Raw genomic sequence first — 21,780 nt, 5'->3', positions numbered from 1 at the left:
TAAGGCGTTTGTCAGCCGGGCGCGAGATCCGCATCCTGTGGGGGACGCACAAGGATCCCAGGATGGCCCGCGCCTCGGACTTCACCGCCTCGCTCGACGACGCCCCGGACCGGGCGGCCAAGCGCATCGAGGACAAGCGCACCCTGGTGATCGCCGGGATCAACCACGCGCTGCACGACGGCTACACCGACCTGATCTACGTGCTGCTGCCGGTCTGGCAGGCGGAGTTCGGCCTCGACTACGTCGCGCTGGCGCTGCTGCGCTCGCTCTATAACGGCGCGCTCGCGGCCCTGCAGATGCCGGCGAGCCGGCTCGCCCAGGCATTCGGCGCCCGCACGGTGCTGGTGCTCGGCACGCTGCTCAGCGCGGGCGGCTACGCGCTGGCCGGGGCATCGGGCGGCCTGATCGGCCTCTGCGTCGGCCTGCTGCTCGGGGGTGCCGGCAGCAGCACCCAGCACCCGCTGGCCTCCACGGTGATTGCCCGGGCCTACGGGGCCGCGGCGCGCGGTCCGCTCGGCACCTACAATTTCGCCGGCGATCTCGGGAAGGCGGCCGTGCCGCCGCTGGTCGGCTTCCTGCTGACCCTGTCGGGCTGGCGCACGGCGCTCTGGGTGATCGCCGGGCTGGGCGTCGCGGTCGCGCTCGGCGTCGGCCGCTGGCTGCCGCGTGAGTCCAGGTCACACACGGAGCGGGCGAAGGCCGCAATCGGCACCGGTGACGGAGCCGGCGCCCGGCCCGGCTTCGGCCTCCTCGTCGCGATCGGCACCCTCGACAACGCCGCCCGCCCGGCCTTCCTGCTCTACCTGCCGTTCCTGCTGCAGGAGAAGGGCGCGGCCCTGACCACCGTGGGGCTCGCGCTCTCGCTGGTGTTCATCGGCGGGGCGCTCGGCAAGGCCGTGTGCGGCCGGCTCGGGGAGCGCCTCGGCGTCACCCGGACCGTGCTGCTCACCGAGACCGGGACCGCGGCCGCGATCCTGGCGGTGATCGCCCTGCCGCTCGCCCCGGCGCTGATCCTGCTGCCGCTGCTGGGCGTGATGCTGAACGGCACCTCGTCGGTCCTGTACGGCACGGTGCCGGAACTGGCCCCGGGCGGCCGGGTCGAGCGGGCGTTCGCGGTGTTCTACACCTGCACGCTCGGGGGCAGCGCGCTCGCGGCGCCGCTGCTCTACGGCCGGCTCGGGGATGCGGCCGGCCCCCGCTGGGCCGCCGTGGCGGCCGCCGGGACGGCGCTCGCCGTGGTGCCGCTCATGCTGGCCCTGTCCCCGCATCTGGCCCGGGGAAGGGAGGCGCGGAGGTTCTGACTCCGGCGGGGGCGGGGCGGGCCATCCGACCCTGCTTCCGTCCGTGTGTGCAGCCGGTGTCCCCGGGAAAACCGTATCCATCACGGCGCGGCGGGGCAGAGCACCCCGAGCGTGCTCACCCGGACCGGCTCGGACCGGCCCTCGACCGGGATCTCCCGGATCGCCGTCGGCGCGGTCTTGGCCGCGCGATAGACCGCCTCCGAGATCACGGCGACGCAGCCAAGGACCTTGGTCAGGCCCTGCAGGCGCGAGGCGACGTTGACGGTGTCGCCGAGCGCGGTGAAGCGCGCATCGGTGGCGTCGCCCATCTCGCCGACGATCGCCAGGCCGGCATGGACGCCGATCCCGTACCGGAGGGTGTGCTCCAGGTCGGCGGCCAGAAGCTCGTTCAGGGTGGCGACGTGCTCGGCGATCAGCTCGACCGCCCGGAGCGCGTCGCGGGCCGCCGGCTCGGGGTCGGTCTCGAGGCCGAACAGGGCCAGCAGCCCGTCGCCGAGGAACTGGTTGGTCGAGCCGCCGGCGTCCCGCACCGCGTCACCGACCGCCCCGAGGAACCGGTTGATGATGAACACCGTGTCGTAGGGCAGGCGCTCCTCGGCGAGCCGGGTCGAGCCGCGCAGGTCGACGAACATCGCCACGATGAAGCGCTCCTCGCCGGATTGCGCCCGGTCGAGCAGGTCCGCCTGCTGCACCCGCGGCGGCAGCGGGAACAGCGGCACCACGGCGAGGTCGGCCTCGGGCCGGAACTGGCAGGCGAGGCGCACCCCGGGCCCGGCGGCGATCCGCTCCAGCACGGCGCGCTCGGCCCGGCCGGCGGGGGGCGTGTCGGCGCTGCCGTCGAGCACGCGGATCCGGCAGGTCGAGCACCGGCCGCGGCCGCCGCAGACGCTGGCATGGGGGATCCGGTTGCGCCGGCTCGCCTCCAGCACGCTGGTGCCGCGGGGCACCCGGACCACCTTTCCGTCGGGATAGCTGAGCCGGATCGTCCCGCGCTTGACCTCCGCGAGGGTCCGGACGCCGCGGGCGGCGATCACCGCGGCGACCAGGCCGGCATAGGTCAGCAGCATCCCGTCCCGGATCGTGCCGAGCCGCGCCACCTGGTCGGGCAACCCGACATGGACCGGCTTGAGCGCCGCGACGCGCCAGGCCGGGTCCTGCGCCAGGGCGAGGATCGCCCGGCCGCCCTGCACGAAGCCGAGCAGCGCCAGGACCGGCACCAGCACCGCGACCGCCAGGAGCCAGGGCGCGGCGCGCCCGAAGGCGGGCTTCAGCCGCAGCCAGAAATACAGTCCGGAGCAGCCGTGGATCCAGGCGATGACCAGCATCGCCGCCTGCATCGCGCCCTGATGCGGCGCCGCGACCCAGAAGGCGTAGAGTTCCTGCGCGTAGCCCTTCTCGAGCCCCTCGGTGGCGAAGGCGATCCGGGTGCCCACGACGTGGCTGACCAGCAGCGGCGGGATCAGCAACCCGGAGACCATCTGCACGACCTCGCCGGGACGCCAGCGGAAGTAGCGGGCGGCGTAGAGCGCCTGGAGCCCGAGCAGCAGGTGGATCACCAGCGCGCCATAGAGCAGGGCCAGGCCCAGCGGGTTGAGCCAGAGCGCGGAGGCGACGCCGAGGCCGTCCTCCATGGCGTCGAGGGAGACGTTGCCGAGCGCGTGGTTGGTCAGGTGGGTCAGGATGTAGGCGAACAGGACCAGCCCGCTCCAGAGCCGGAGGCGGCGCAGGGTCAGGCCGGGCCGGATCCGGGCGCGCAGCGGGATCGGGGCGGCCTGCGAGCCTCCGGCGGAGGTTCGGAGCGTCGCGATCGACGAGGTGCGCGTCATGCTGGAGGTCCGACGAGATCGCCAGCGGGCCCGGTCTGGCCGGCCTGTCCTACCAGCAAACCGCACCCGCGGCCTCCGTTGTATTTCTACTTGCCGGCGAGTTTCGGGCCGGGACCGGCCTCGGCCTCCGGCGTGAAGCCTTCGAAGAGACGGAATGGAGCCGTGCCGTATGCCGGGTCCCGTCGGCGGATCGCCCCGCCTGCCCGCCGATTCGGCGCCGGGTCCGGGGCGGCAGCCGCGCGTGTAAAAGCCGTCACCCGAACCGCCCGCCGGGCGTTGCCCAGGCTGGATGACACCCGCCGCACGACACCCGGACAGACCCGATGCCCGACCCGTTCTTCGCCCGGAGCGCCGCCGCGGTGGCCGCGGACCTGATCGGGGCGGGGCTCTGGGTCGGCGAGGCGGGGGGCGTCATCGTCGAGACCGAGGCCTACGACCGGACCGACCCGGCCTCCCACAGCTTCGCCGGCCCGACGAAGCGCAATGCCAGCATGTTCGGGCCGCCGGGGCACGTCTACGTCTACCGGTCCTACGGGCTGCACTGGTGCCTGAACCTGGTCTGCGAGCCCGGCAGCGCCGTGCTGCTGCGGGCGATCGAGCCGAATGCCGGCCTGGCCGCCATGGCGGAGCGCCGGGGCACCGACGATCCGCGGCTGCTCTGCGCCGGGCCGGGCCGCCTGTGCCAGGCGCTCGGCATCACCGGGGCGATGGACGGCCTGCCGGTGGCACAGGCGCCGTTCCGGTTCGCGCCCCGGACGCAGCCCGTCACGGTCGCGGCGGATCGGCGCATCGGGATCACCCGCGGCGCCGAGACGCCCTGGCGATTCCTGCTCGCCGGCTCCCGGTTCGTCAGCCGGCCAGTGCGGCGGGTCGACCGGAATGCGGGGTGAGAGGCGGGCCCCGGACGGGGCGCGCCGTGTGTCGGAACCGGACGGACCGTGGAAAGCCCTGCTCTGCGCTTGGCCGGCCCGGCAACCTCATGTATAGGTTTGTTCCGTGTGGACTGCATTTTTTGCAACTACAGGTCGGGAAGATTTCAGAAATACAAGCATTCGGACTTTCGGTGAGCCAGGACAGCCAGAAGGCTTTTGATATCGTCAGCCGTCTCAAGCTGGCGTCGAAGATTCCCGACATCCTTCGTGAGATGAGAGCGGCGGGCGCGTATTTCGGATACGACGCCTTCATCATCACCAACCTGCCGGCGGAGCACGAGATCTCCACGCAGGGCTGCGCGCTCGTGCCGGCCTGGCCGGAAGGCTGGCGGAAGCGCTATTTCGAGCGCGATTACCTGCGGATCGACCCGGTGGCGAACCACGTCAAGCGCACCACCGAGCCGTTCCTCTGGAGCGAGGCGCCCTATCGGTCCGACGAGGTCGCGGCCGCCCGGGTCATGGGCGAGGCGACCGAATTCGGGCTGTCGGAGGGGTTCTGCGTCCCGATCCACCACCTGGCCGGGCCGGGCGGCGGCGTCAGCTTCGGGGCGCGCCGGCTCGACCTGTCCGAGGAGGCCAAGGCCGCGCTGCATCTGGTCTCGATCTACGCCTACCAGCGGGCCGAGACCCTGATCCGTGAGGGCGGCCGGACGCCGCTGCGCAAGGCGCCCCGGCTCACCGCGCGGGAGATCGAGTGCCTGCGCTGGACCGCGGCCGGCAAGACCAGCTGGGAGGCCTCCGAGATCCTCAGCACGTCGCAGCGGACCGTCGAGTTCCACCTCAAGAACGCCGCGCGCAAGCTCGATGCGGTGAACCGTGTCCAGTGCGTCGCGGAAGCCATGCGGCAGGGCATCATAGCGTAGCCGCGCGGCGGCTGCCGACCTCGTAATTTTACGAGGCTCATTCGGACTGGCGGCCCGGCATCACTCCCCCGACAGGGGGAATGATCCATGGTTGTGGTTATCGACGACGACAATATTTCCCAGCAAGGGGCGTTGCTGGAGAAGATCTATCGGTTCCGGCACGCGCTCTTCGTGGAACGGCTCAACTGGGAGGCGTGCCGCCGGCCCGACGGCCGCGAGATCGACCAGTTCGACGGCCCCGGCTGCATCCACCTGGCCTATCTCGAAGGCGGCGAGATCACCGCCTATACGCGGCTCCTGCCGACGACCCGGCCGCACCTGCTGACGGAGGTCTATCCGCACCTGGCGCAGCGCGGGCCGGCGCCGCGGGGCGCCACCGTCTACGAGTGGACCCGCTGCGGCACGCTGCCGGCCCGGCGCGAGGGGCGCACCGGCCTGATCGACCCGGCCACCGCCGGGATCTTCACCGCCGCGGCCGAGGTGGCGCGGGCGCGCGGCCTCGACGGATTGCTGGCGCAGACGCACCCGATCCTGGTCAACCGGCTGATGTCCTGCGGCTGGGACGTCGAGCCGCTGGGGCTGCCGACCCGCTACAACGGCCACGCGATCCTGGCGGTCTACGCCCGGCTGATGCCCGACACGGTGGCGTCCTCCCGCGCGTTCTTCGGCCTCCAGGCCTCGCCCTTGCACGAGACGTCCCTGCACGCCCCGCGGGCGCCGGCGGTCCGGCTGCCTGTGCCGGCCGAGCGGAGGCTGCACGCATGAGCGTATCCGATATCCTGAACCGGGCCTGCCAGAGCGAGGGCGAGGAGCCGGCGATCGTGCGCCTGGGCCACCACGCGATCGAGCTGTGGCGCGCCGCCGAGGAGATCGGCGATCCGAGCCTGCTCGCCGCCCTGCGCCCGCTGGTGGAGCATATCGGCCGCGCCCTGGCGCGCGACGTCGCGGACGAAGCCTGCATGGACGACACGCTGCACTGAGGAGCGCAGCCAAAGGGCATGCGGGCGAGGCCGACGGGTAGCGACGGATCCCCCGCCCACGCCGCCACCTCAGGATGCGGGAGCGGGTGGGGGATCCGGCCTCGGCCCGCAGGGTGCCGGAATGACAGGGGCGCGCGAATCCGGCGGTGAAACACCCGAACATCCGTCCCCGGTGCGACAACCTAAGAGCCCCCGAGGGGCTTGCTGGTCCCCGGCGGGATGTGGTCAGAAATCCCGCTGTCCGGATCGCAGGAGCGAACGTGCGGATGCCACGGCCCTGATGCCCCTCGCCGACGAGCCTGCGCCGGGTCTACCGGGTGTGTCGCCGTTGCCGATGCTGCCAGTCGCGGACCTGTCCGGCCGGATCCTCGGGCTCGGCGCCGGGGAGCGGCTGGTCCTCGTCGGCATCGGTCTCGACGGAATCGGACCGTATCTCGACGCCTCCGAGGCCGCGCACAGCCTGCTGGTGCTGCGTATCGCCGGGCGCCGCAGCGCCGCCGCGATCCTCGACGGGCTGCTCGACGACCTCGCGGATCTCGCCCTGGCGCGCTGGCCGGACTGGCAAAATCCGCAGCACGCCCCGACCGCCCCCGAGCCGCACGGCCCCTGGCTCAAGGCCGCGGCCAAGCACGCCGCCGCGGGGCGCCCGCCCCGGTTCCGCCGGGCGGCCCGGAGCCTGGAACTCGCGCAGCTGATGCGGGCGGTGGCGCCTTCGGGCCTCGTGCTGGTGGCCGAGCTCGATCCGGCCGCCCCGGAGCGCGCTGCCCCGGTCATCGAGGTGCTCGAATGGTGCCGCCGCTACGGCACCGCCGTCGCCGCCCTGTTCCCGAGCGCGCCGCCGCCGGTGCCGCCCTACGACCGCGTGCTCTACGGCGCCCACGCGGTCCAGCGGCCCCCGGCTCCCGTGGAGGCCCGGTTCCTCGCCCCGCCCTCGCGCGCCCATCCGGCGAGCGCGGTCGAGAAGCGCGTCGAGGCGGCCCTGCGGGCGGATGCGGAGCTCGGCCCCCTGTTCTCCGGCAACGCGACGGTGGCGCTGCCCCGGTTCGGCACGCGGCCGCGGGTCGACCTGCTCTGGGCGGCGGGCCGCGTCGTGGTCGAGCTCGACGGCCCCGAGCACCGCCTGGACCCGACATTCAGTGCCGACCGCCACCGCGACTACGAGCTGCTGGCGGCCGGCTACCTCGTGCTGCGCATCACCAACGCGCAGGTCGAGACCGACCTGCAGCGCGCGGTGGAGAAGATCCGCGACGTGGTGCGCCTGCGCCGAACGTCCGAGGGAGCGATGATCCGATGAGTGCGCCGACACCTGCCCAGACCCTGATCCTGTGGTGCCTGCTGGCCCGGCACGGCCGGGCGCCGCAGGGGGAGGTGGTGCCGGCGGTCAAGAAGGCCGACCGCGAGGCGCTGGCCGCCGCCGGGCTGATCGCCGTCGAGAAGAGCGGGCGCTCCTTCGTCCTCTCCGTGACCGACCGGGGCTGGCACTGGGCCGGGGACCATCTCGACGCCGCGCTGCCGCCGGCCTTCCGGGTGATGCAGGACTGGCTGGCCCGGCTCGGCGGCCATCTCGGGCAGAGCGGGCGGACGCTCGCCGACTTCATCGGCGCCCCGCCCGAGCCGGCTGAGCCGCCCGAGACGGCTCCGAAGAAAGCGTCGGCCAAAAAAGCCCCCGCCAAGAAGGCTGCCGGCGAAAAAACCGCCCGGCCGTCCGCGAAGAAAAAACCCGGCGCCGCCGCCCTGCGCGCCCGGATCGAGGAGGCCTATCTGGCCCTCACCGGCGGTGCCCGCGCCCGGACCGTCCGGCTCAGCGACGTGCGGGCGCAGCTCGCCGAGTTCGACCGCGCCACGGTCGATGCCGGCCTCGCCCGCATCCTCAAGGGCGACAAGACCGCCCGGCTGAGCCAGCTCAGCGACCCGAAGGCGCTGACGGCGGCCGACCGCGAGGCCGCCTACAGCCCGGCCGGCGAACCCTTCCACCTCCTCTGGATCCAGGCATGACCGACGCCCTCGACGCCCTGCGCCGGGTCGATTTCGACTGGGTGCGAACCCTCGACAGCGTCTGGACCGAAGCCGAGCCCACCGGCGGCCCGAACGAGGCTTTGGTGCCGCTGCTTGTCGGCCAGATGCATGACGAAGCCCGGACGGCCGGTCAGCGGGCACCCGCCCGCGTGCTCGTCGGCCAAGCCGGCATCGGCAAAACCCATCTCGTCGGCCAATTCCGGCACGCGGTCTGGAATTCGGGCGGCTGGTTCGTGCTGCTCGACGTGCTCGGGCTCACGGATTTCTGGCGCAGCGGGGCGCTCAGCTACCTCACCGCCCTGCTGCAGACCATGCCGGACGGGCGCCGGCAATCCGACGCGGTCCTGGCCGGGGTCGCCCGCCGGTTCAAGGTCGAGGCGCAGGTTGAGGCGGCGTTCAACACGCCCAACATGGATACCCGCCGGATCGTCGACCTGCTGGTCATGGCGCTGATGAAGGTCGATGCCGCACGCGCCTTGCAGCATCAGGACGTGTTCCGGGCGCTCTGCCTGCTGCGCGCCCAGGATCTCGGTACCATCGGCCTCGCCCATGCCTGGCTGCAGGGCTACGACGCCGACCCGGCCGAGCGGGCAGCCCTCGGCTTCAAGACGCCGCCGCCGGCTCCGGTCGATCTCGTGCGCGGCATGGCCTGGATCATGGGGCTCGGCGGCCCGACGCTGGTCGCCCTGGACCAGATCGACGGCGTCATCGACGCCAGCCGCCTCGCCGCCACGGACGACCTGGACGCCACCGTGAGCCTCACCGAAGTCTTGGCCGCGGGCATCCTCGAATTACACGAGGTTGGCGGCCGCGGCATGACCCTGATCAGCTGCCTGCCGGACTCTTGGTCGCGCCTGGAGGAACGTGGGCTCAAATCCTTCCGCCACCGCCTCAAGCCGCCGATCGCGCTCCAGGGGATGAACGACAAGGTCGCGGCCGCCGCGCTGATCCGCGGCCGTCTGGCCCCGGCCTATCGGGCCGCCGGCTTCGTGCCGCCGCATCCGGAATGGCCGTTCAGCCCCGCGGCGATCGCCGCCGCCGCCGAGGCCGGGATGATGCCGCGCACCCTGCTGATGCGCTGCGACGCCGTCCGCCGCGCCTGCCTGGCCCGGGGGACCGTGGAGGTCTGCCACGACCTCGTTCATGCGGTGGAAGGTCAGGTTGATCAGCAGATCGGGAACGAATTCGACCTCGACGCGGCCCGCAAACACGCCGGGATCGACGGGCTGCTCGACGACGAGGGCGGCCTCGGCGACCTGTTGCGTGCCGCCTTCGACCTCTACGCTCTGGAGGACGACCCGGAGGATGCCCTGGATGTGGCCAGCAAGGGCGAGCCAGAGCAGCGGATTCCGCCGCTTCACGGGCGCCTGACCTTCATCCACCGGGACGAGAACGACCGGGAGCGGCATGTCTGCTACCGGGCGCTCCAGCACCAGAACGCCATCGCGTTCCAGGCCCGCCTGCGGGCGGCGCTGACGGCGTCGGGCATCTCGACCCGCATCCCCGACCGGGAGTTGCTGATCGTCCGGCGGGGCCCGGTGCCCGGGGGCGACAAGACCCGGCACCTGGTCGACACCTTCAAGGCCGCCGGCGGCCTCCTGATCGACCCGGACGAGGCGGATCTGCGCACCTTCGTGGCCCTGCGCGACCTCAAGGCCAAGGCCGACGCGGAGGACCGCCGCGACCGGTTCGAGGCCTGGCTGCGGGCTCAGAAGCCCGTGCGCGCCACCGCCCTGTTCCACCAGGCCGGCCTCGCCGAGCCCGCGCAGAAGATCGACGGCCGACACGAGTTTGAGGTCCCATCGCGTATGTCGGACGCGACACTGCCTCTCCCTCCCCCCTCTGCGGGGGAGGGTGGCCCCCGAAGGGGGTCGGGAGAGGGGCAGCGCGACGACGGCGGGTTTCACTCCCGTCGCGACGTCTCTACCAGCGTCGCTCCCCTCTCCCGACCCCTGCTGACGCAGGAGCCTCCCTCCCCCGCAGAGGGGGGAGGGAGGCTCCCCGTCGCCGCTGAGGGCCTTTCATCCAGCCGGACGCCATCCGCCCCGGAGGCGATCCCGGTCGGGCGCCGGATCAACGCCGACGCCCAGCCGGTGAGCCTGCCGATCCGGCTGCTGCCGCGGCACACGGCGATCATCGCGGGCTCGGGCTCCGGCAAGACCGTGCTGCTGCGCCGGCTCGTGGAGGAGGCGGCGCTCGCCGGCATCCCGGCCATCGTGATCGACCCCAACAACGACCTGTCGCGGCTCGGCGATTCCTGGCCCGAGCGGCCCGCCGCCTTCACCGACTCGGATGCCGCCCAGGCGGCGGCCTATGCCGAGCGGGTCGAGGTCGTGGTCTGGACTCCCGGGGTGAATGCCGGCAACCCGCTGTTCCTGTCGGTCCTGCCGGATTTCTCCGGCATCGGCGCGGATCCGGACGAGCGCCAGCAGGCGGTCGAGATGGCCGCCGAGACGCTCGGCCCGCTGGCCGGCGCCAGGAAGGGCCTGCAGCGGGGCGTGCTGGCCGACGCCCTGCGGGTCTTCGCCGAGCGCGGCGGCGGCAGTCTGGGCGACTTCATCACCCTGCTGGCCGACCTGCCCGACGGGGTGAGCGACATCGGCGAGGCCGTCAAGCACGCGGCCAAGATGGCCGACGAGCTCCGGGCCGCGGTGGCGACCAACCCGCTGCTCAGGGTGAGGGGCGCGGTGCTCGACCCCAAGCTGCTGTTCTTCGGGGCCGATCCGGCCCGCACCCGGGTCTCGGTGATCAACCTGTCGGGCCTCGGCTCGGAGGCGGCGCGCGAGGATTTCGTGAACCGTCTGCAGATGACGCTGTTCGGCTGGATCAAGCGGAATCCGAGCCCGCGCGGCATGCTCTACGTGGTCGACGAGGCCCAGACCTTCCTGCCGGCCCAGCGGGCGAGCCCCAGCCTCGGCAGCGGCATCAAGCTGGTGGCGCAGGGGCGCAAATACGGGCTCGGGCTCGTGGTGGCGACGCAAGTGCCCAAGGGCCTGCACAACCAGATCGTCTCGAACTGCACGACCCAGTTCTTCGGCCGCCAGAGCGCCCCGGCGACGATCGCGGCCGCCCAGGAGATCATGGCGGCCCATGGCGGCGCGGCCTCCGATATCGGCCGGCTGGGCGCGGGCGAGTTCTACTTCGCCACCGAGGGCTCGGGCCGGCCGGCCAAGCTCACCACGCCCCTGTGCCTGAGCTACCATCCGGCGAACCCGCCGACCCCCGAGCAGGTGGTCGCGGCGGCCCGGCGCTCGGCGGGGGCGTGACCCCGGGCCCGAGCGGATGACGGGCCTGAGCCGGGGCCCTTGCGGGCGCGCATGCCCTAATTAAGTGTACCGGCGTACATTTAACGGGGGATCGATGGCGCGCATCGACGAGCCCGCCGGCTGCGTGAGGAAGCGCCCGCGCGGACGACCGACCCGGGACCGGCCGGATGGCCGGCAGGGGCTGCTGCGGGCCGCGACCTACGCCTTCGCGGCTCACGGGTTCGACGGGGCGGATATCCGCAGCATCACGCTAGCCGCGGATGTGAGCCCGAACCTCGTGCGGGTGCATTTCGGCAGCAAGGCCGAGCTCTGGGAGGCCTGCCTCGACGCCATCGTGGCGGCGGCGCAGCCGACCATGGCGGAGGTCGCCGCCCTGGCCGCGGATCCCGGGCAGCCGCTCTACGACAGGCTCCGGGCCGTGATCGGCCGCGTCGCCGCCTTCTACGCCGCCCATCCCGACGTGCGCGACTTCGTCAGCCGGCACGGATCGGAAACGCCCGAGCGTGCCGCCCTGCTGACCGAGCGCCTCCTCCGGCCGGCCTACGAGACCACGCGCGCGCTGTTCGCCGCCGGCATCGCGGCCGGGATCGTCCGCAGCAGCCATCCGGCGCTGTTCTTCGCCCTCGTCAACAACGCGGTGAGCCAGCCGCCGGCCTTTCCGACCCTGCTGAACCGGCTCGCCCCGGAGATCGACCTCGCCGAGGCCCGGGCCCGCATGACCGAGACGGTGATCGCGAGCCTGCTGCACCCGACCCACAATTCCGTGCGCGCTCCCGCCACCCCCGCTCCAGAGACAGGGCCGAACAGATGTCCCGCTTCCTGACCAAGCTCAGCCTCGCGACCTGCGTCCCCGCGCCGGAATCCCGCTGAGCGCCGGGCATCGCCGGCGCCCGGACACGCCACGACCCACACCCCGGACGAAGCCAAGGATCTGTCCCATGGCACCGACCGCCCCCATCCCGCAGCCCCGTCCCCTGCCGATCGTCGGCAACCTGCCGGAGATCGACCCGAACGCCCCCGTGCAGAGCCTGATGCGCCTCGCCCGGGCGCATGGGCCGATCTACCGCCTGTCGCTCGGCGGCCGGAGCCTCACCGTGGTGAGCGCGCAGGCGCTCGTGAACGAGCTCTGCGACGAGGGCCGGTTCGAGAAGAAGCTGCACCGGCCGCTGGAGATGCTCCGCGACCTCGGCGGGGACGGGCTGTTCACCGCCCGCAACGACGAGCCCAACTGGGGCAAGGCCCACCGGCTGCTGATGCCGGCCTTCGGGCCGCTGGGCATCCGCGCGATGTTCGACCGGATGGAGGACATCGCCGACCAGATGCTGCTGCGCTGGGAGCGGTTCGGGCCCGAGGCGACCATCGACGTCGCCGACTCCATGACCCGGCTCACCCTCGACACGATCGCGCTCTGCGCGTTCGATTACCGCTTCAACAGCTTCTACCAGAACGAGATGCACCCCTTCGTGGCCGCCATGGTCGGCGCGCTGGAGGAGGCGGGCGCCCGCGCCCGGCGCCCGGAGGTGGCCACGAACCTGCTGCTGCGCACCAAGCGGCGCTACGAGGCCGACATCGCCCTGATGCACCAGGTCGCCGACACGCTGATCGCCGAGCGCCGGCGCGACCCGGAGGCGGCCACCCGCCACGACCTGCTCAACCTGATGCTGGAGGGGCGCGACCCCGAGACCGGCGAGCGCCTCTCGGACGAGAACATCCGCTACCAGATGGTGACCTTCCTGATCGCGGGTCACGAGACGACGAGCGGCCTGCTCTCGTTCGCGCTCTACCTGCTGCTGCGCAATCCGGACGTGCTGCAGAGGGCGCGGGACCAGGTCGACGCGGTGCTGGGCGACGGTCTGCCCCGGGTCGAGGACCTGCCCCGGATGCGCTACGTCGAGCAGATCCTGCAGGAGACGCTGCGGCTGTGGCCGACCGCCCCGGCCTTCGCGGTCGCCCCGAAGGCGCCCACGGTGATCGGCGGCCGCTACCCGGTGACGCCCGCCGACACGCTGCTGATCCTCGCGCCGATCCTGCACCGCGACCCGGCGGTCTGGGACGACCCGGAGGCGTTCCGGCCCGAGCGCTTCGCCCCCGAGGCCGCCGAGAGGCTGCCGCCCAACGCCTGGAAGCCCTTCGGCAACGGCATGCGCGCCTGCATCGGCCGCGGCTTCGCGCTCCAGGAGGCGCATCTGGTGCTCGCCCTGATCCTGCGGCGCTTCGAACTGACGGAGGCGGATCCGGGCTACACGCTGGAGATCGCCGAGACCCTGACGCTGAAGCCGCACGGCTTCCGCATCCATGCCCGCCGGCGCGGGGCCGCACGGCCGCGCAGCGCCGTCCCGACGGCACCGCAGCGGCCGATGACGGCCGGCCGCACCGGCGCGCCTGCGCGGGAGGCGACCACGCCGCTGCTCGTGCTCTACGGCAGCAACACCGGCTCCTGCCAGGCCTTCGCCGAGCGCATCGCGGGCGAGGCCGCGGGGCAGGGCTACGCCGCCACGGCCGCGCCGATGGACGACTACGTCGAGCGGCTGCCGAAGGAGTGCGCCGTCATCGTCGTCACCGCGTCCTACGAGGGGCATCCCCCCGACAATGCCAGGCGGTTCCTGGCCTGGGTCGAGGGGCTCGGACCCGAGGCCCTCGCGGGCGTGCGCTTCACCGTGTTCGGCTGCGGCAACCGGCAATGGGCGCGCACCTACCAGGCGATCCCCAAGCGCACCGACGCGGCCCTCGCCAAGGCCGGCGCGCAGCGCGTCCGAGAGCGCGGCGAGACGGATGCCGGCGGCGATTTCTTCGGCGGCTTCGACGCCTGGTATGCCGGGCTCTGGGCCGATCTCGGCCGGGCGCTGGGGCAAACGGGCGGCCGAGGGGGCGATCGGGAGGCGGCCGAGCCGGCCGGGACCGGCCTCGACGTCGAGATCCTGCGCTCCGGCCGGGAGACGGCCCTGCACCTCACCGACCTCAACCCGGCCCGGATCCTGGAGAATCGCGAGCTGGTCGACACGGCCTCGCCGCTCGGCACGTCCAAGCGGCACATCGAGATCGCGCTGCCGGCGGGCATGACCTACCGGACCGGCGACTATCTCGCGGTCCTGCCGCGCAACCCGCACCCGGATGTGGAGCGGGCGCTCCGGCGCTTCGGCCTGGCCGGGGATACGCGGATCCTCATCCGCAAGGGGGCGGGCACCGCCACCGCCCTGCCGGCCGGCTACCCGGTCTCCGCCGCCGAAATCCTGGCCGATTACGTCGAGCTCGGCCAGCCGGCGACCCGGGCGCAGGTCGGCCAGCTCGCCGCGGCGACCCGCTGCCCGCCCGACCGCGCAGCGCTGGAAGAGCTGGCGCAGCCGGAGGCCTACGCGGCCGAGGTGCTGGAGAAGCGCGTGAGCCTGCTCGACCTCCTGGAGCGCGTCCCGGCCTGCGAATTGGCGTTCGGGGCGTTCCTGGCGGCGCTTCCGGCGATGCGGACGCGGCAATACTCGATCTCGTCCTCGCCCCTCCGGGATCCCACGCGCTGCTCGCTGACCCTTTCGGTGCTCGACGCCCCCGCGCGCGCCGGCGGGCGCCGGCATCGCGGCGTCGCCTCGACCTACCTCGCCGGCCTGGAGCCGGGCGCGCGCCTCTCGGTGGCGGTGCGGCCCTCGCAGGCGGCCTTCCATCCGCCCGAGGACCCCGCCGTGCCGATCGTCATGATCTGCGCGGGCAGCGGCATCGCGCCGTTCCACGGCTTCCTGCAGGAGCGGGCGATCCAGAAGGCGAACGGCCGGCCGGTGGGGCCGGCCCTGCTGTTCTTCGGGGCGACCCACCCGGACGTGGATTACCTCTACCGCGACGAGCTCGCCGCCTGGGAGGCGCAGGGCGTCGTCTCGGTCCGGACGGCCTTCTCGCAGGCGCCGGACGGCGACGTGCGCTACGTCCAGCACCGGGTCTGGCGGGACCGGGCCGACGTCGCCGACCTGTTCCGGGCCGGCGCCACGGTCTTCGTCTGCGGCGACGGCGAGCGGATGGCCCCGGCGGTGCGGGCGACCTGCGTGCGCATCTACCAGGAGGCCCGGGCCGTCACGCCCGAGGAGGCGGAGGCCTGGGCCGACACGGTCGAGCGGGAGACCGGCCGCTACGTCGCCGACGTCTTCGCCTGACCACCCGCCGGAACCCTCGGCAGTTGCGGCTTTCGCGGCGCGGTGCTTCATTCCCGTCGAAACGCAACGGGAAGCACACGATGGGGCCTCGGCAAGTCGATCCGGGCGCTCTATCCAGCCGTCGCGTGAGAGGTTCCCAGACGAACGCCGGGGTCGAGCAGCATCCATGCGTCTGCGCCTGATCGGAGTGCTCAGTCTCGTCTTCGCGGCCTCCGTGCAGGCCGCGACGCCGGCGGGGCCGTACTGGATCGTGGCCGGCTCGTTCGCGAATCCGGACTACACCCAGGTGCAGGACGCGGCGGTCCAGCGCGCCTCGGCGGCGGTCGCCCGGTGCGGGCTGGAGCCGTTCAATGATTTCTCCGGCAAGTTCGTGGGCTTCAGCAAGGGATTCGATGTCGTGGTCGTCGGCGGCTACGCGACCCGGGCCGCGGCCGAAGCCGATCTCACGCGCCTGCGCCCCTGCGTGCCGAACGCCTACATCCGCCAGGGGCGCTATGCCGGCGAGTGAGCGCGACGGATCGGGGCTCCGCACAGGCGGGAGGAGGGGGGACAGGATGCCGGCGACAATTCTTCGGCGCGGCCGTATCGTGGCCCTGGCGGCCCTCGGTCTCGCGGGCGCCGCGCCGTCTGCCCGGGCCGGCTGCAACTGGGCCGACGTCGTGAAGGCCGACGAGGCCCGGGCGTCGACCGTGCGGGCGGGCGCGCCGCGCATCTACTTCGTCGAGGACGACCCGAACAAGGGATGCCCGGGCCCAAGCCCGGCCTGCCGGGGACGCGCCTACCTCACCGACGGCGACGCGGTGCTGACCAGCCGGAGCGCGGGGGGCTTCACCTGCGCCGGCTTCACCAGCGCCAAGGGCGTCCTGACGACCGGCTGGCTGCCCACCGGCGCCCTGGCGGCCCTGCCCGAGACGGCGGTCGCGCCCGCGGACCTCGTCGGGCACTGGATCGGCCAGGACGCGGACCTCACCATCGCGCCGGGGGCGGGGGACGCCCTCGCGGTCAAGGGCGAGGCCTCCTGGGGGCGGAGCGATGCGCGCCGCGGCGGCGAGGGCCCGTTCCATATCGGCGCGGTCGCCGGCACGGCGCGGCCCGAGAACGGCGTCCTGGCCTTCACGATGGGCGAGGACAAGACGCTGCCCTACGCAGCCGGGGATCCGGACGATTGCCGCATCCGGCTGTGGCGGCGCGGCCCCTATCTCGTGGTCCGGGACAACAACGCCTGCGGCGGCGCCAATGTGAGCTTCACCGGCCTCTATGCCCGCCGGAGCGCGGCCCCGCCGCCGCGGTGAGCGCCGTTCGATCCGCCTCGGACACCGCCTGCCCGGCGCCGCAATCAAGGGATCGCCCGTCCATGGTCCTGTTCCGAAGCCTGTCGCTCCTCGCCCTCCTGGCCCTCGCATCCCCCGCGGCGGCGCAGGGCCCGGACGTCCCGGTAACCGTCGGCGGCGAGGCCGAGCTGGATGCCTGCGACGCGGTCGGCGAGATCGTCGGCCTCGACCCGCGGGGCGACAACTTCCTCTCGGTGCGCAGCGGCCCCGGCGGCACGCCGTACCGGGAGATCGACCGGCTGCACACCGGCGACAAGGTCCGCCTGTGCGAGGCCCGCGGGCCCTGGAGGGGCGTGGTCTATGCCCCGCGCGACCGGACCGGCGGCGCGGAGTGCGGCGTGTCCTCGCCGATCCCGCGGCGCGCGCCCTACGCGGGCCCCTGCCGCGCCGGGTGGATCCACCACCGGTACGTCCGGAGCATGGCCGGCTGATCCGGATCCTCGCGGGGCCGAAGGCGGACAGGACAACATTCTGTTGACGCGCCGATCCGAGAAGGTAGAAATCCTGTCGCGCTGCGAAGAACACATTGAGTTGTGCCCAACCTTTACCGGCGCAGGTCTGAAATCAAACGCTGCAATGTCTGTCAGGCCCTCCGTTCCGTCGTCGATCATCTTCCCGTTCTTGCGTCGCATCACCCCGGATCCTGTGCGCGTCAGGAGATGACCATTTCCGAGCCGTCGAATCCGCCGCAGGCGCGGTCACGTCCCAGCGCCGTCCTGAAGCTCGTCGCGGCCACCGTGCTGCTGCCGCTCTGCCTCATGATGCTCGGCCTCTGGGAGCGGGAGCGCGGCGCCGAGGACTGGGCCGCCTTCGCGGCCGAGGGCCGGCAGCTGGACCGGATCGTCGCGGATCTCGAGGCGCGCGTGCCCAAGGACGGGCGCATCGACTGGAGCATGCAGTTCCGGCGCAACGGCCAGCTCTACGGCGGCCCGCTCGCCCTGGACCAGGCCCGGGCGGCGCGGAACGAGGTCGCGACCCTGACCACCGTAATGGAATGGCGCCGCCTCCTGCCGCCGGTGGTGATCGTCGGGGGCGCCATCGCGGCCGCGCTCTCGATCCTGGTGCTGCTCGCCGGCACGCTGCTCGGCCAGGTCGGGCGGACGTCGCGCGATGCGCTGGTGCGCGGCTTCTCGCTGATGCGACGGGTGATCCCGACCGCGCTCTCGGCCCAGATCCTGGCGGCGACCGCCGGCTTCGTCGCCGCCGTGACCTTCGAGGCGGGCATGCTCGTCCAGACCGGCTTCAGCGCCGGCGCGCTGAAGCTCCTGGGGCTCGCGGTGGTCGTGGTCGGCGGCGCGGTCGTCGTCGCGGGCAGCACGGTGCTCGGCCTGCGCCGGGCGCTCAGCGCCTTCGAGCCCGATCCCCTGCCGATCCTCGGGCGCGTCGTCACGGCCGCGGAGGCGCCCGGCCTGTGGCGGCTGACCGAGGCGCTCGCCGACCGGCTGGGGGCGCTCAAGCCCGACGCGGTGGTGGTCGGCCTCGGCGGCGGGTTCTTCGTCAGCGCCGGCCCGGCCGAGCTGGAGCCCGGGGGTGAGCGTCTCGAGGGCCGGATCCTCTACCTGCCGCTTCCCTACCTCGCCCTGATGCGGGTCGACGAGACGGCCACGATCCTCGCGCACGAGCTCGCCCATTATGCCGGCGGCGACACGGCCTACAGCCAGCGCTTCCTGCCGATCTACGCGGGCGTCGGGCGCTCCCTCGACGCGGTGGCGGCGGGCCATCACGGCTCGTTCAGCCTGCTCGGCCCGTCCCTGCGCCTCGGCGTCTTCGTGATGGAGCGCTTCCACCTCGCCGTGCGCCACTGGAGCCGGGCGCGCGAGTTCGCCGCCGACGCGGCGGGCGCGGGCGCCACCTCGGCCGAGGCCGCGGCGCGGGCGCTCCTGCGCACCGGCGCCGTGCAGCCGCGCATCGCCGAGACGCTCGATGCCGCCGCGCAGGCCCCCGATTCGGCGCCCGCGGACCTCGTGGCGGCCGTGCTCGACCGGGTCGCCGCCCAGGGGCTCGACGATCCCGGGGCGCATCTGGAGACCGAGCAGCCGCACCCGACCGACACCCATCCGACGACCCGCGACCGCGTCGCCGCCCTCGGGCTGACGATCGACGCGAACCTGATCGCCGCCGCCGCGGCCCGGCCGCCCTCGGACGCGCCCGGGCAGCTCGCCGCCTATTTCGCCGATCCGGCCGGGCTGTGCCGGGCCGCCACGGCCGATTTCCTCGCGGCGGTGCGGGCTCAGGATGCGGCGTTCCGGGCGCATCTGGAGGCGACCGCCGCGGAGATCGAGGCCGACGAGAAGGTGCTGCACGAGAACCGCCGGCCCCAGGCCATCGTGTTCGTGACGGCGGGCATCCTGTTCGGCGTCGCGGCGCTGGCGCTGGCCCTGTTCGGCCTCCCGGGTCTCTCGCCGCAGGAGGCCCGGATCGTGGCCGCCGTGGCGCTCGTCTGCGGCGTCGCCCTCGGCGGCCCTGGCCTCTACCGGCTCCGGGACGGCGAGCGGGTCATCATGGCCCTGCGTCCCGAGGGGCTGCACGTGCCGGGCCTCGACCGGGCCATCGCCTGGGACGACATCGCCGACCTCGACATGACGCTGGACCGGCTCACGATGGTCACCCGCCTGCTGCTGCCGCCGGAGGTCGCCGTGCCGCAGCGGATCCCGGGCGGGCGCGGCATCAAGCTCGATCCGAAGCGCCGCATCGTCACGCTCAAGCACGGCCTGCCGCGCAAGATGAAGCCGCAGGACTTCGCCGACCTGATCGGCCGCTATCGCGACGCCGCGCAGGCCCGGCGGATCCTGGCCGAGACCGCCGCCCGACCCGTTCCTCACGAGAGCCAGGTTGCCTGAGGCTGCATGACCGCGTCCCCGAACCGCTCCGAACCCTTGCGCCTGCCGCCCCAGGGCAACGGCTGGAGGGGCGCCCTCCGGGCGCTCATCGGCTTCGTGGCCCTCGGCGGTCTCCTGGTGGCGTGCCTCGTCCACACCACCCCGACGCTGCTGACGGATTGGCAGGTCCACGCCCGGGCGCGGGCCGTCCCCAACGCGCAGGTGAGCGCGGGCACGTGCAAGACCACGGTGATCGTCCATGTCTGCGACGTCACCGTGAGCCTTCGGACGCCCACCGCCACCGTGACCCGGCAGGTCAACTACCTGTTCACCGGCCTGCATGTCGGCGATTACAGCATCGCGGTGATGGCCGACCCGGAGCGTCCGGACCTCGTCACCACCGATCTCGGCCTCGATCAGCTCTGGAACCGCACGATCACCGTCCTGGCGATCGTGCTCGGGCTGGCCGGGATCATCGTGGCGGCCGGGTTCGCGATGATCCGGAACAGTCGGGCGGCGTCGGCTGCCGCCGCGGCGTGAGGCGGGGCGGTCCGTGGCGATGCGGAGTCCCATTCCGGCGGGGCGGCCTCAGGCCCCCGGGCTCGACCGGGACGCGCCGGCCGGCCTGTCGCGGCGGGCGCTCCGGTACCGCGTGAGGAGAAGCCGGCACGGCAGGATTGCGGCGAGACAGGCCATCCAGGCCGCGAGCCAGATCTCGTACAGAGCGGCGTCCATCGCCGATTCCCCGTCGAGTCCGAGCAGGGTCGCGAGATCCTGCGGGATCCCGGGATCCGTCAGGATCACCAGGCGCAGGGCCAAGGGCGAGAGCAGCGTCGCCGCCAGGATGAGGCAGCCCGCCCGGTACAGCGGGCGGCCGGCCCCCTCGAGAGCGCCGGCAAGGCCGCCCAGCAGCGCCGCGCCGAGCCAGAGTGCGACCGGCAGCAGGCCCGAATCCTGCTCCGGCCCGCCGGGCAGGGCCGGAAACAGCAGGAAGAACGGCGCGAGGCCCAGGCCGAGCAGCAGGGCCAGGGGCGGGGCTCGGAGCAGCCGCATCACCCGGCGGCGCGCCGGATCGTCGGCGTCAGCCATCCGGGTCGCGCGCCCGGTCGAGGGCGCGCAGCACCGCCGGATCGCTGCGGTAGCGCCGCCGCAGGCGCCGCTCGTCGGCTGCGACGGCATCGCAGGTCAGGGCCTTCACGGCCGCCGCGCCGGCGGGCTTTACCGGCTCGGCCCGCGGGGGCGCGGCCTGTTGGGCGACGACCGGGGCGGCCAGGAGCACCGGTCGGATTGTCCATACGATCATCCCACCCCGCCATCGAGACGCTGCGCCGCCTTCACCGCGGGCGTTCCCGGCCGCGCCGCGTCATCGAACCATCACCCCCGGGCGGCAAGCCAAGGCCGCCCCAACCTGCAGAAGGACCCCACCGCATGATCTCACGCCGTCTCGCCCTCGCGGCTGCCGCAACCTGGCTCTGCGTCCCGGCCGCCTGGGCCGAGCCGACGGTCGGGCTCGCCGAGCGCCGGGCGATCGCCGCCTATCGTCAGGACCGGTATCCGGCCCTGGAGAAGGCGATCCAGGAGGCGGCGGGCTTTCCCGTGCCGGTCGAGGTGGCCTGGGACCAGCTGACGATCCCGGGCGACGCGCAATACTACGCGGACGACGCCTATTTCGGGAAGACGATCTTCGAGCCGCTGGCCGCCGGGCTGAAGGAGATCACCAAGGACCAGATGGGCCGCGATGCCCTGCACAAGGCGCTGAAGTCGATCCGGGTCCGCTACGACGAGGCGAGCGCCCGGGGCTCGAACTACGCGCTCGGGCTGAAGTTCGAGGGCGGGATCCTCGACGTGAACTGGCGTCCTTTCGCGAACGTGGCCGACTTCAAGCCCCGCGTGGACGCGGTGGTCCAGGTTCTGGAGAAGGGCCTCTGAGGGCGCGCGGCGGGCCGCGCGGCCACCCCCGACAGCCCGATTCCGGCGCCGTTCCGATAGAGGATCCGGACTTGGGCACACGGCCCCGCGACCCGCCGCGGATCATGCCTGCGGGACGTGAACCGAGCGTCCATTCCCGTGGGGCGCCGGCCCGGCTGATCGCCGCCCTGGGCGCCATGATCCTGCCGGTCGCGCCCGCGCCGGCGCGGCAGGAGCCGGCCGCCTATCCCATGGCCTGCCACTATGTCCGCACCGAGCTCGACCGCCATGCGCATTGCGCCCGTCGCGCCGGCGCGATGATACGCCTGGCCCCGGCCCACGCCGCCCGCCTGCCGTTCCACCACGGCCTCGCCGAGGTCGCGATCCCCGTGACCTGACCGGGTG

At 73.3% G+C, this 21,780-nt stretch carries 20 protein-coding genes; 17 read left to right on the top strand and 3 right to left on the bottom strand.

What is annotated here, in order from left to right:
• Positions 1 to 62: 62 nt before the first annotated feature.
• Positions 63 to 1,301, top strand: a complete 1,239-nt coding sequence (locus WYO_RS25395; RefSeq protein WP_007568051.1) for an MFS transporter — start codon at positions 63 to 65, stop codon at positions 1,299 to 1,301.
• Between the two features lie 80 nt (positions 1,302 to 1,381).
• Here WYO_RS25395 and WYO_RS25390 read toward each other — a convergent pair whose 3' ends face one another.
• The gene (locus WYO_RS25390) at positions 1,382 to 3,127 is read right to left on the bottom strand and encodes an adenylate/guanylate cyclase domain-containing protein (RefSeq protein WP_007568049.1); all 1,746 of its coding nucleotides are present in this window, start codon (positions 3,125 to 3,127) and stop codon (positions 1,382 to 1,384) included.
• A gap of 323 nt (positions 3,128 to 3,450) precedes the next feature.
• Between WYO_RS25390 and WYO_RS25385 the strand changes: the two genes are divergently transcribed.
• From WYO_RS25385 to WYO_RS25320, 14 genes are all read left to right on the top strand, one after another.
• A complete protein-coding gene (locus WYO_RS25385; protein ID WP_007568047.1) occupies positions 3,451 to 4,017 on the top strand; it encodes a DNA-3-methyladenine glycosylase in 567 nt (188 codons plus the stop codon).
• Positions 4,018 to 4,190: 173 nt separating this feature from the next.
• The gene (locus tag WYO_RS25380; RefSeq protein WP_007568045.1) at positions 4,191 to 4,922 is read left to right on the top strand and encodes a LuxR family transcriptional regulator; all 732 of its coding nucleotides are present in this window, start codon (positions 4,191 to 4,193) and stop codon (positions 4,920 to 4,922) included.
• Positions 4,923 to 5,009: 87 nt separating this feature from the next.
• Positions 5,010 to 5,687 (top strand): acyl-homoserine-lactone synthase, encoded by a 678-nt coding sequence (locus tag WYO_RS25375; RefSeq protein WP_007568043.1) that lies wholly within the window; start codon positions 5,010 to 5,012, stop codon positions 5,685 to 5,687.
• Positions 5,684 to 5,902, top strand: a complete 219-nt coding sequence (locus WYO_RS25370) for a hypothetical protein (RefSeq protein WP_007568040.1) — start codon at positions 5,684 to 5,686, stop codon at positions 5,900 to 5,902. Before WYO_RS25375 ends, WYO_RS25370 begins: the two co-directional genes overlap by 4 nt.
• Positions 5,903 to 6,182: 280 nt before the next feature.
• Complete coding sequence (locus WYO_RS25365; RefSeq protein WP_244424299.1) at positions 6,183 to 7,196, top strand: DUF559 domain-containing protein; 1,014 nt, start codon at positions 6,183 to 6,185, stop codon at positions 7,194 to 7,196.
• Positions 7,193 to 7,897, top strand: a complete 705-nt coding sequence (locus WYO_RS25360; protein WP_007568035.1) for a hypothetical protein — start codon at positions 7,193 to 7,195, stop codon at positions 7,895 to 7,897. Before WYO_RS25365 ends, WYO_RS25360 begins: the two co-directional genes overlap by 4 nt.
• Positions 7,894 to 11,184: an ATP-binding protein gene (locus WYO_RS25355; RefSeq protein WP_007568033.1), complete on the top strand. Its 3,291-nt coding sequence runs from the start codon at positions 7,894 to 7,896 to the stop codon at positions 11,182 to 11,184. The genes WYO_RS25360 and WYO_RS25355 overlap by 4 nt, the downstream gene beginning before the upstream one ends.
• A 94-nt stretch (positions 11,185 to 11,278) precedes the next feature.
• On the top strand, positions 11,279 to 12,007 hold the full coding sequence (locus WYO_RS25350; protein WP_007568031.1) for a TetR/AcrR family transcriptional regulator: 729 nt from the start codon (positions 11,279 to 11,281) through the stop codon (positions 12,005 to 12,007).
• A 115-nt stretch (positions 12,008 to 12,122) separates the two neighbouring features.
• Positions 12,123 to 15,317 (top strand): cytochrome P450, encoded by a 3,195-nt coding sequence (locus tag WYO_RS25345; protein ID WP_007568029.1) that lies wholly within the window; start codon positions 12,123 to 12,125, stop codon positions 15,315 to 15,317.
• A 166-nt stretch (positions 15,318 to 15,483) separates the two neighbouring features.
• Entirely contained in the window at positions 15,484 to 15,825 is a 342-nt protein-coding gene (locus WYO_RS25340; protein ID WP_007568026.1) for an SPOR domain-containing protein, read from the top strand.
• A gap of 46 nt (positions 15,826 to 15,871) precedes the next feature.
• Positions 15,872 to 16,609, top strand: a complete 738-nt coding sequence (locus WYO_RS25335; protein ID WP_007568024.1) for a hypothetical protein — start codon at positions 15,872 to 15,874, stop codon at positions 16,607 to 16,609.
• A gap of 62 nt (positions 16,610 to 16,671) precedes the next feature.
• Positions 16,672 to 17,079, top strand: a complete 408-nt coding sequence (locus tag WYO_RS25330) for a hypothetical protein (RefSeq protein ID WP_007568023.1) — start codon at positions 16,672 to 16,674, stop codon at positions 17,077 to 17,079.
• Positions 17,080 to 17,385: 306 nt separating this feature from the next.
• Positions 17,386 to 19,488, top strand: a complete 2,103-nt coding sequence (locus WYO_RS25325) for a M48 family metalloprotease (RefSeq protein WP_039904190.1) — start codon at positions 17,386 to 17,388, stop codon at positions 19,486 to 19,488.
• Between the two features lie 6 nt (positions 19,489 to 19,494).
• Complete coding sequence (locus WYO_RS25320; protein ID WP_007568019.1) at positions 19,495 to 20,007, top strand: hypothetical protein; 513 nt, start codon at positions 19,495 to 19,497, stop codon at positions 20,005 to 20,007.
• A gap of 48 nt (positions 20,008 to 20,055) precedes the next feature.
• On the opposite strand, the gene WYO_RS25315 is transcribed toward WYO_RS25320, so the two are convergent.
• Both WYO_RS25315 and WYO_RS25310 read right to left on the bottom strand, forming a co-directional pair.
• Entirely contained in the window at positions 20,056 to 20,556 is a 501-nt protein-coding gene (locus tag WYO_RS25315) for a hypothetical protein (protein ID WP_007568017.1), read from the bottom strand.
• Positions 20,549 to 20,770 carry a hypothetical protein gene (locus WYO_RS25310; RefSeq protein WP_007568016.1) on the bottom strand — a complete coding sequence of 74 codons (222 nt, stop codon included), beginning with the start codon at positions 20,768 to 20,770 and terminating at the stop codon, positions 20,549 to 20,551. The genes WYO_RS25315 and WYO_RS25310 overlap by 8 nt, the downstream gene beginning before the upstream one ends.
• A 125-nt stretch (positions 20,771 to 20,895) precedes the next feature.
• Here WYO_RS25310 and WYO_RS25305 point away from each other — a divergent pair, with 125 nt between their 5' ends.
• Together WYO_RS25305 and WYO_RS25300 are read left to right on the top strand one after the other, a co-directional pair.
• Positions 20,896 to 21,396, top strand: a complete 501-nt coding sequence (locus WYO_RS25305; protein ID WP_007568010.1) for a hypothetical protein — start codon at positions 20,896 to 20,898, stop codon at positions 21,394 to 21,396.
• A gap of 104 nt (positions 21,397 to 21,500) precedes the next feature.
• A complete protein-coding gene (locus WYO_RS25300; protein WP_128755088.1) occupies positions 21,501 to 21,773 on the top strand; it encodes a hypothetical protein in 273 nt (90 codons plus the stop codon).
• The last annotated feature ends 7 nt before the right edge of the window (positions 21,774 to 21,780 follow it).

The organism is Methylobacterium sp. GXF4, assembly GCF_000272495.1.
GTDB classification, from domain to species: domain Bacteria; phylum Pseudomonadota; class Alphaproteobacteria; order Rhizobiales; family Beijerinckiaceae; genus Methylobacterium; species Methylobacterium brachiatum.
This window is presented reverse-complemented; position numbering and strand designations above follow the sequence as displayed.

Coding starts and splice junctions, on each gene's coding strand:
- WYO_RS25345 (WP_007568029.1), top strand. CDS start 12,123: ATGGCACCGACCGCCCCCATCCCGCAGCCCCGTCCCCTGCCGATCGTC.
- WYO_RS25310 (WP_007568016.1), bottom strand. CDS start 20,770: ATGATCGTATGGACAATCCGACCGGTGCTCCTGGCCGCCCCGGTCGTC.
- WYO_RS25370 (WP_007568040.1), top strand. CDS start 5,684: ATGAGCGTATCCGATATCCTGAACCGGGCCTGCCAGAGCGAGGGCGAG.
- WYO_RS25335 (WP_007568024.1), top strand. CDS start 15,872: ATGCCGGCGACAATTCTTCGGCGCGGCCGTATCGTGGCCCTGGCGGCC.
- WYO_RS25360 (WP_007568035.1), top strand. CDS start 7,193: ATGAGTGCGCCGACACCTGCCCAGACCCTGATCCTGTGGTGCCTGCTG.
- WYO_RS25350 (WP_007568031.1), top strand. CDS start 11,279: ATGGCGCGCATCGACGAGCCCGCCGGCTGCGTGAGGAAGCGCCCGCGC.
- WYO_RS25390 (WP_007568049.1), bottom strand. CDS start 3,127: ATGACGCGCACCTCGTCGATCGCGACGCTCCGAACCTCCGCCGGAGGC.
- WYO_RS25320 (WP_007568019.1), top strand. CDS start 19,495: ATGACCGCGTCCCCGAACCGCTCCGAACCCTTGCGCCTGCCGCCCCAG.
- WYO_RS25340 (WP_007568026.1), top strand. CDS start 15,484: ATGCGTCTGCGCCTGATCGGAGTGCTCAGTCTCGTCTTCGCGGCCTCC.
- WYO_RS25375 (WP_007568043.1), top strand. CDS start 5,010: ATGGTTGTGGTTATCGACGACGACAATATTTCCCAGCAAGGGGCGTTG.
- WYO_RS25395 (WP_007568051.1), top strand. CDS start 63: ATGGCCCGCGCCTCGGACTTCACCGCCTCGCTCGACGACGCCCCGGAC.
- WYO_RS25315 (WP_007568017.1), bottom strand. CDS start 20,556: ATGGCTGACGCCGACGATCCGGCGCGCCGCCGGGTGATGCGGCTGCTC.
- WYO_RS25330 (WP_007568023.1), top strand. CDS start 16,672: ATGGTCCTGTTCCGAAGCCTGTCGCTCCTCGCCCTCCTGGCCCTCGCA.
- WYO_RS25300 (WP_128755088.1), top strand. CDS start 21,501: ATGCCTGCGGGACGTGAACCGAGCGTCCATTCCCGTGGGGCGCCGGCC.
- WYO_RS25385 (WP_007568047.1), top strand. CDS start 3,451: ATGCCCGACCCGTTCTTCGCCCGGAGCGCCGCCGCGGTGGCCGCGGAC.
- WYO_RS25365 (WP_244424299.1), top strand. CDS start 6,183: ATGCCCCTCGCCGACGAGCCTGCGCCGGGTCTACCGGGTGTGTCGCCG.
- WYO_RS25305 (WP_007568010.1), top strand. CDS start 20,896: ATGATCTCACGCCGTCTCGCCCTCGCGGCTGCCGCAACCTGGCTCTGC.
- WYO_RS25355 (WP_007568033.1), top strand. CDS start 7,894: ATGACCGACGCCCTCGACGCCCTGCGCCGGGTCGATTTCGACTGGGTG.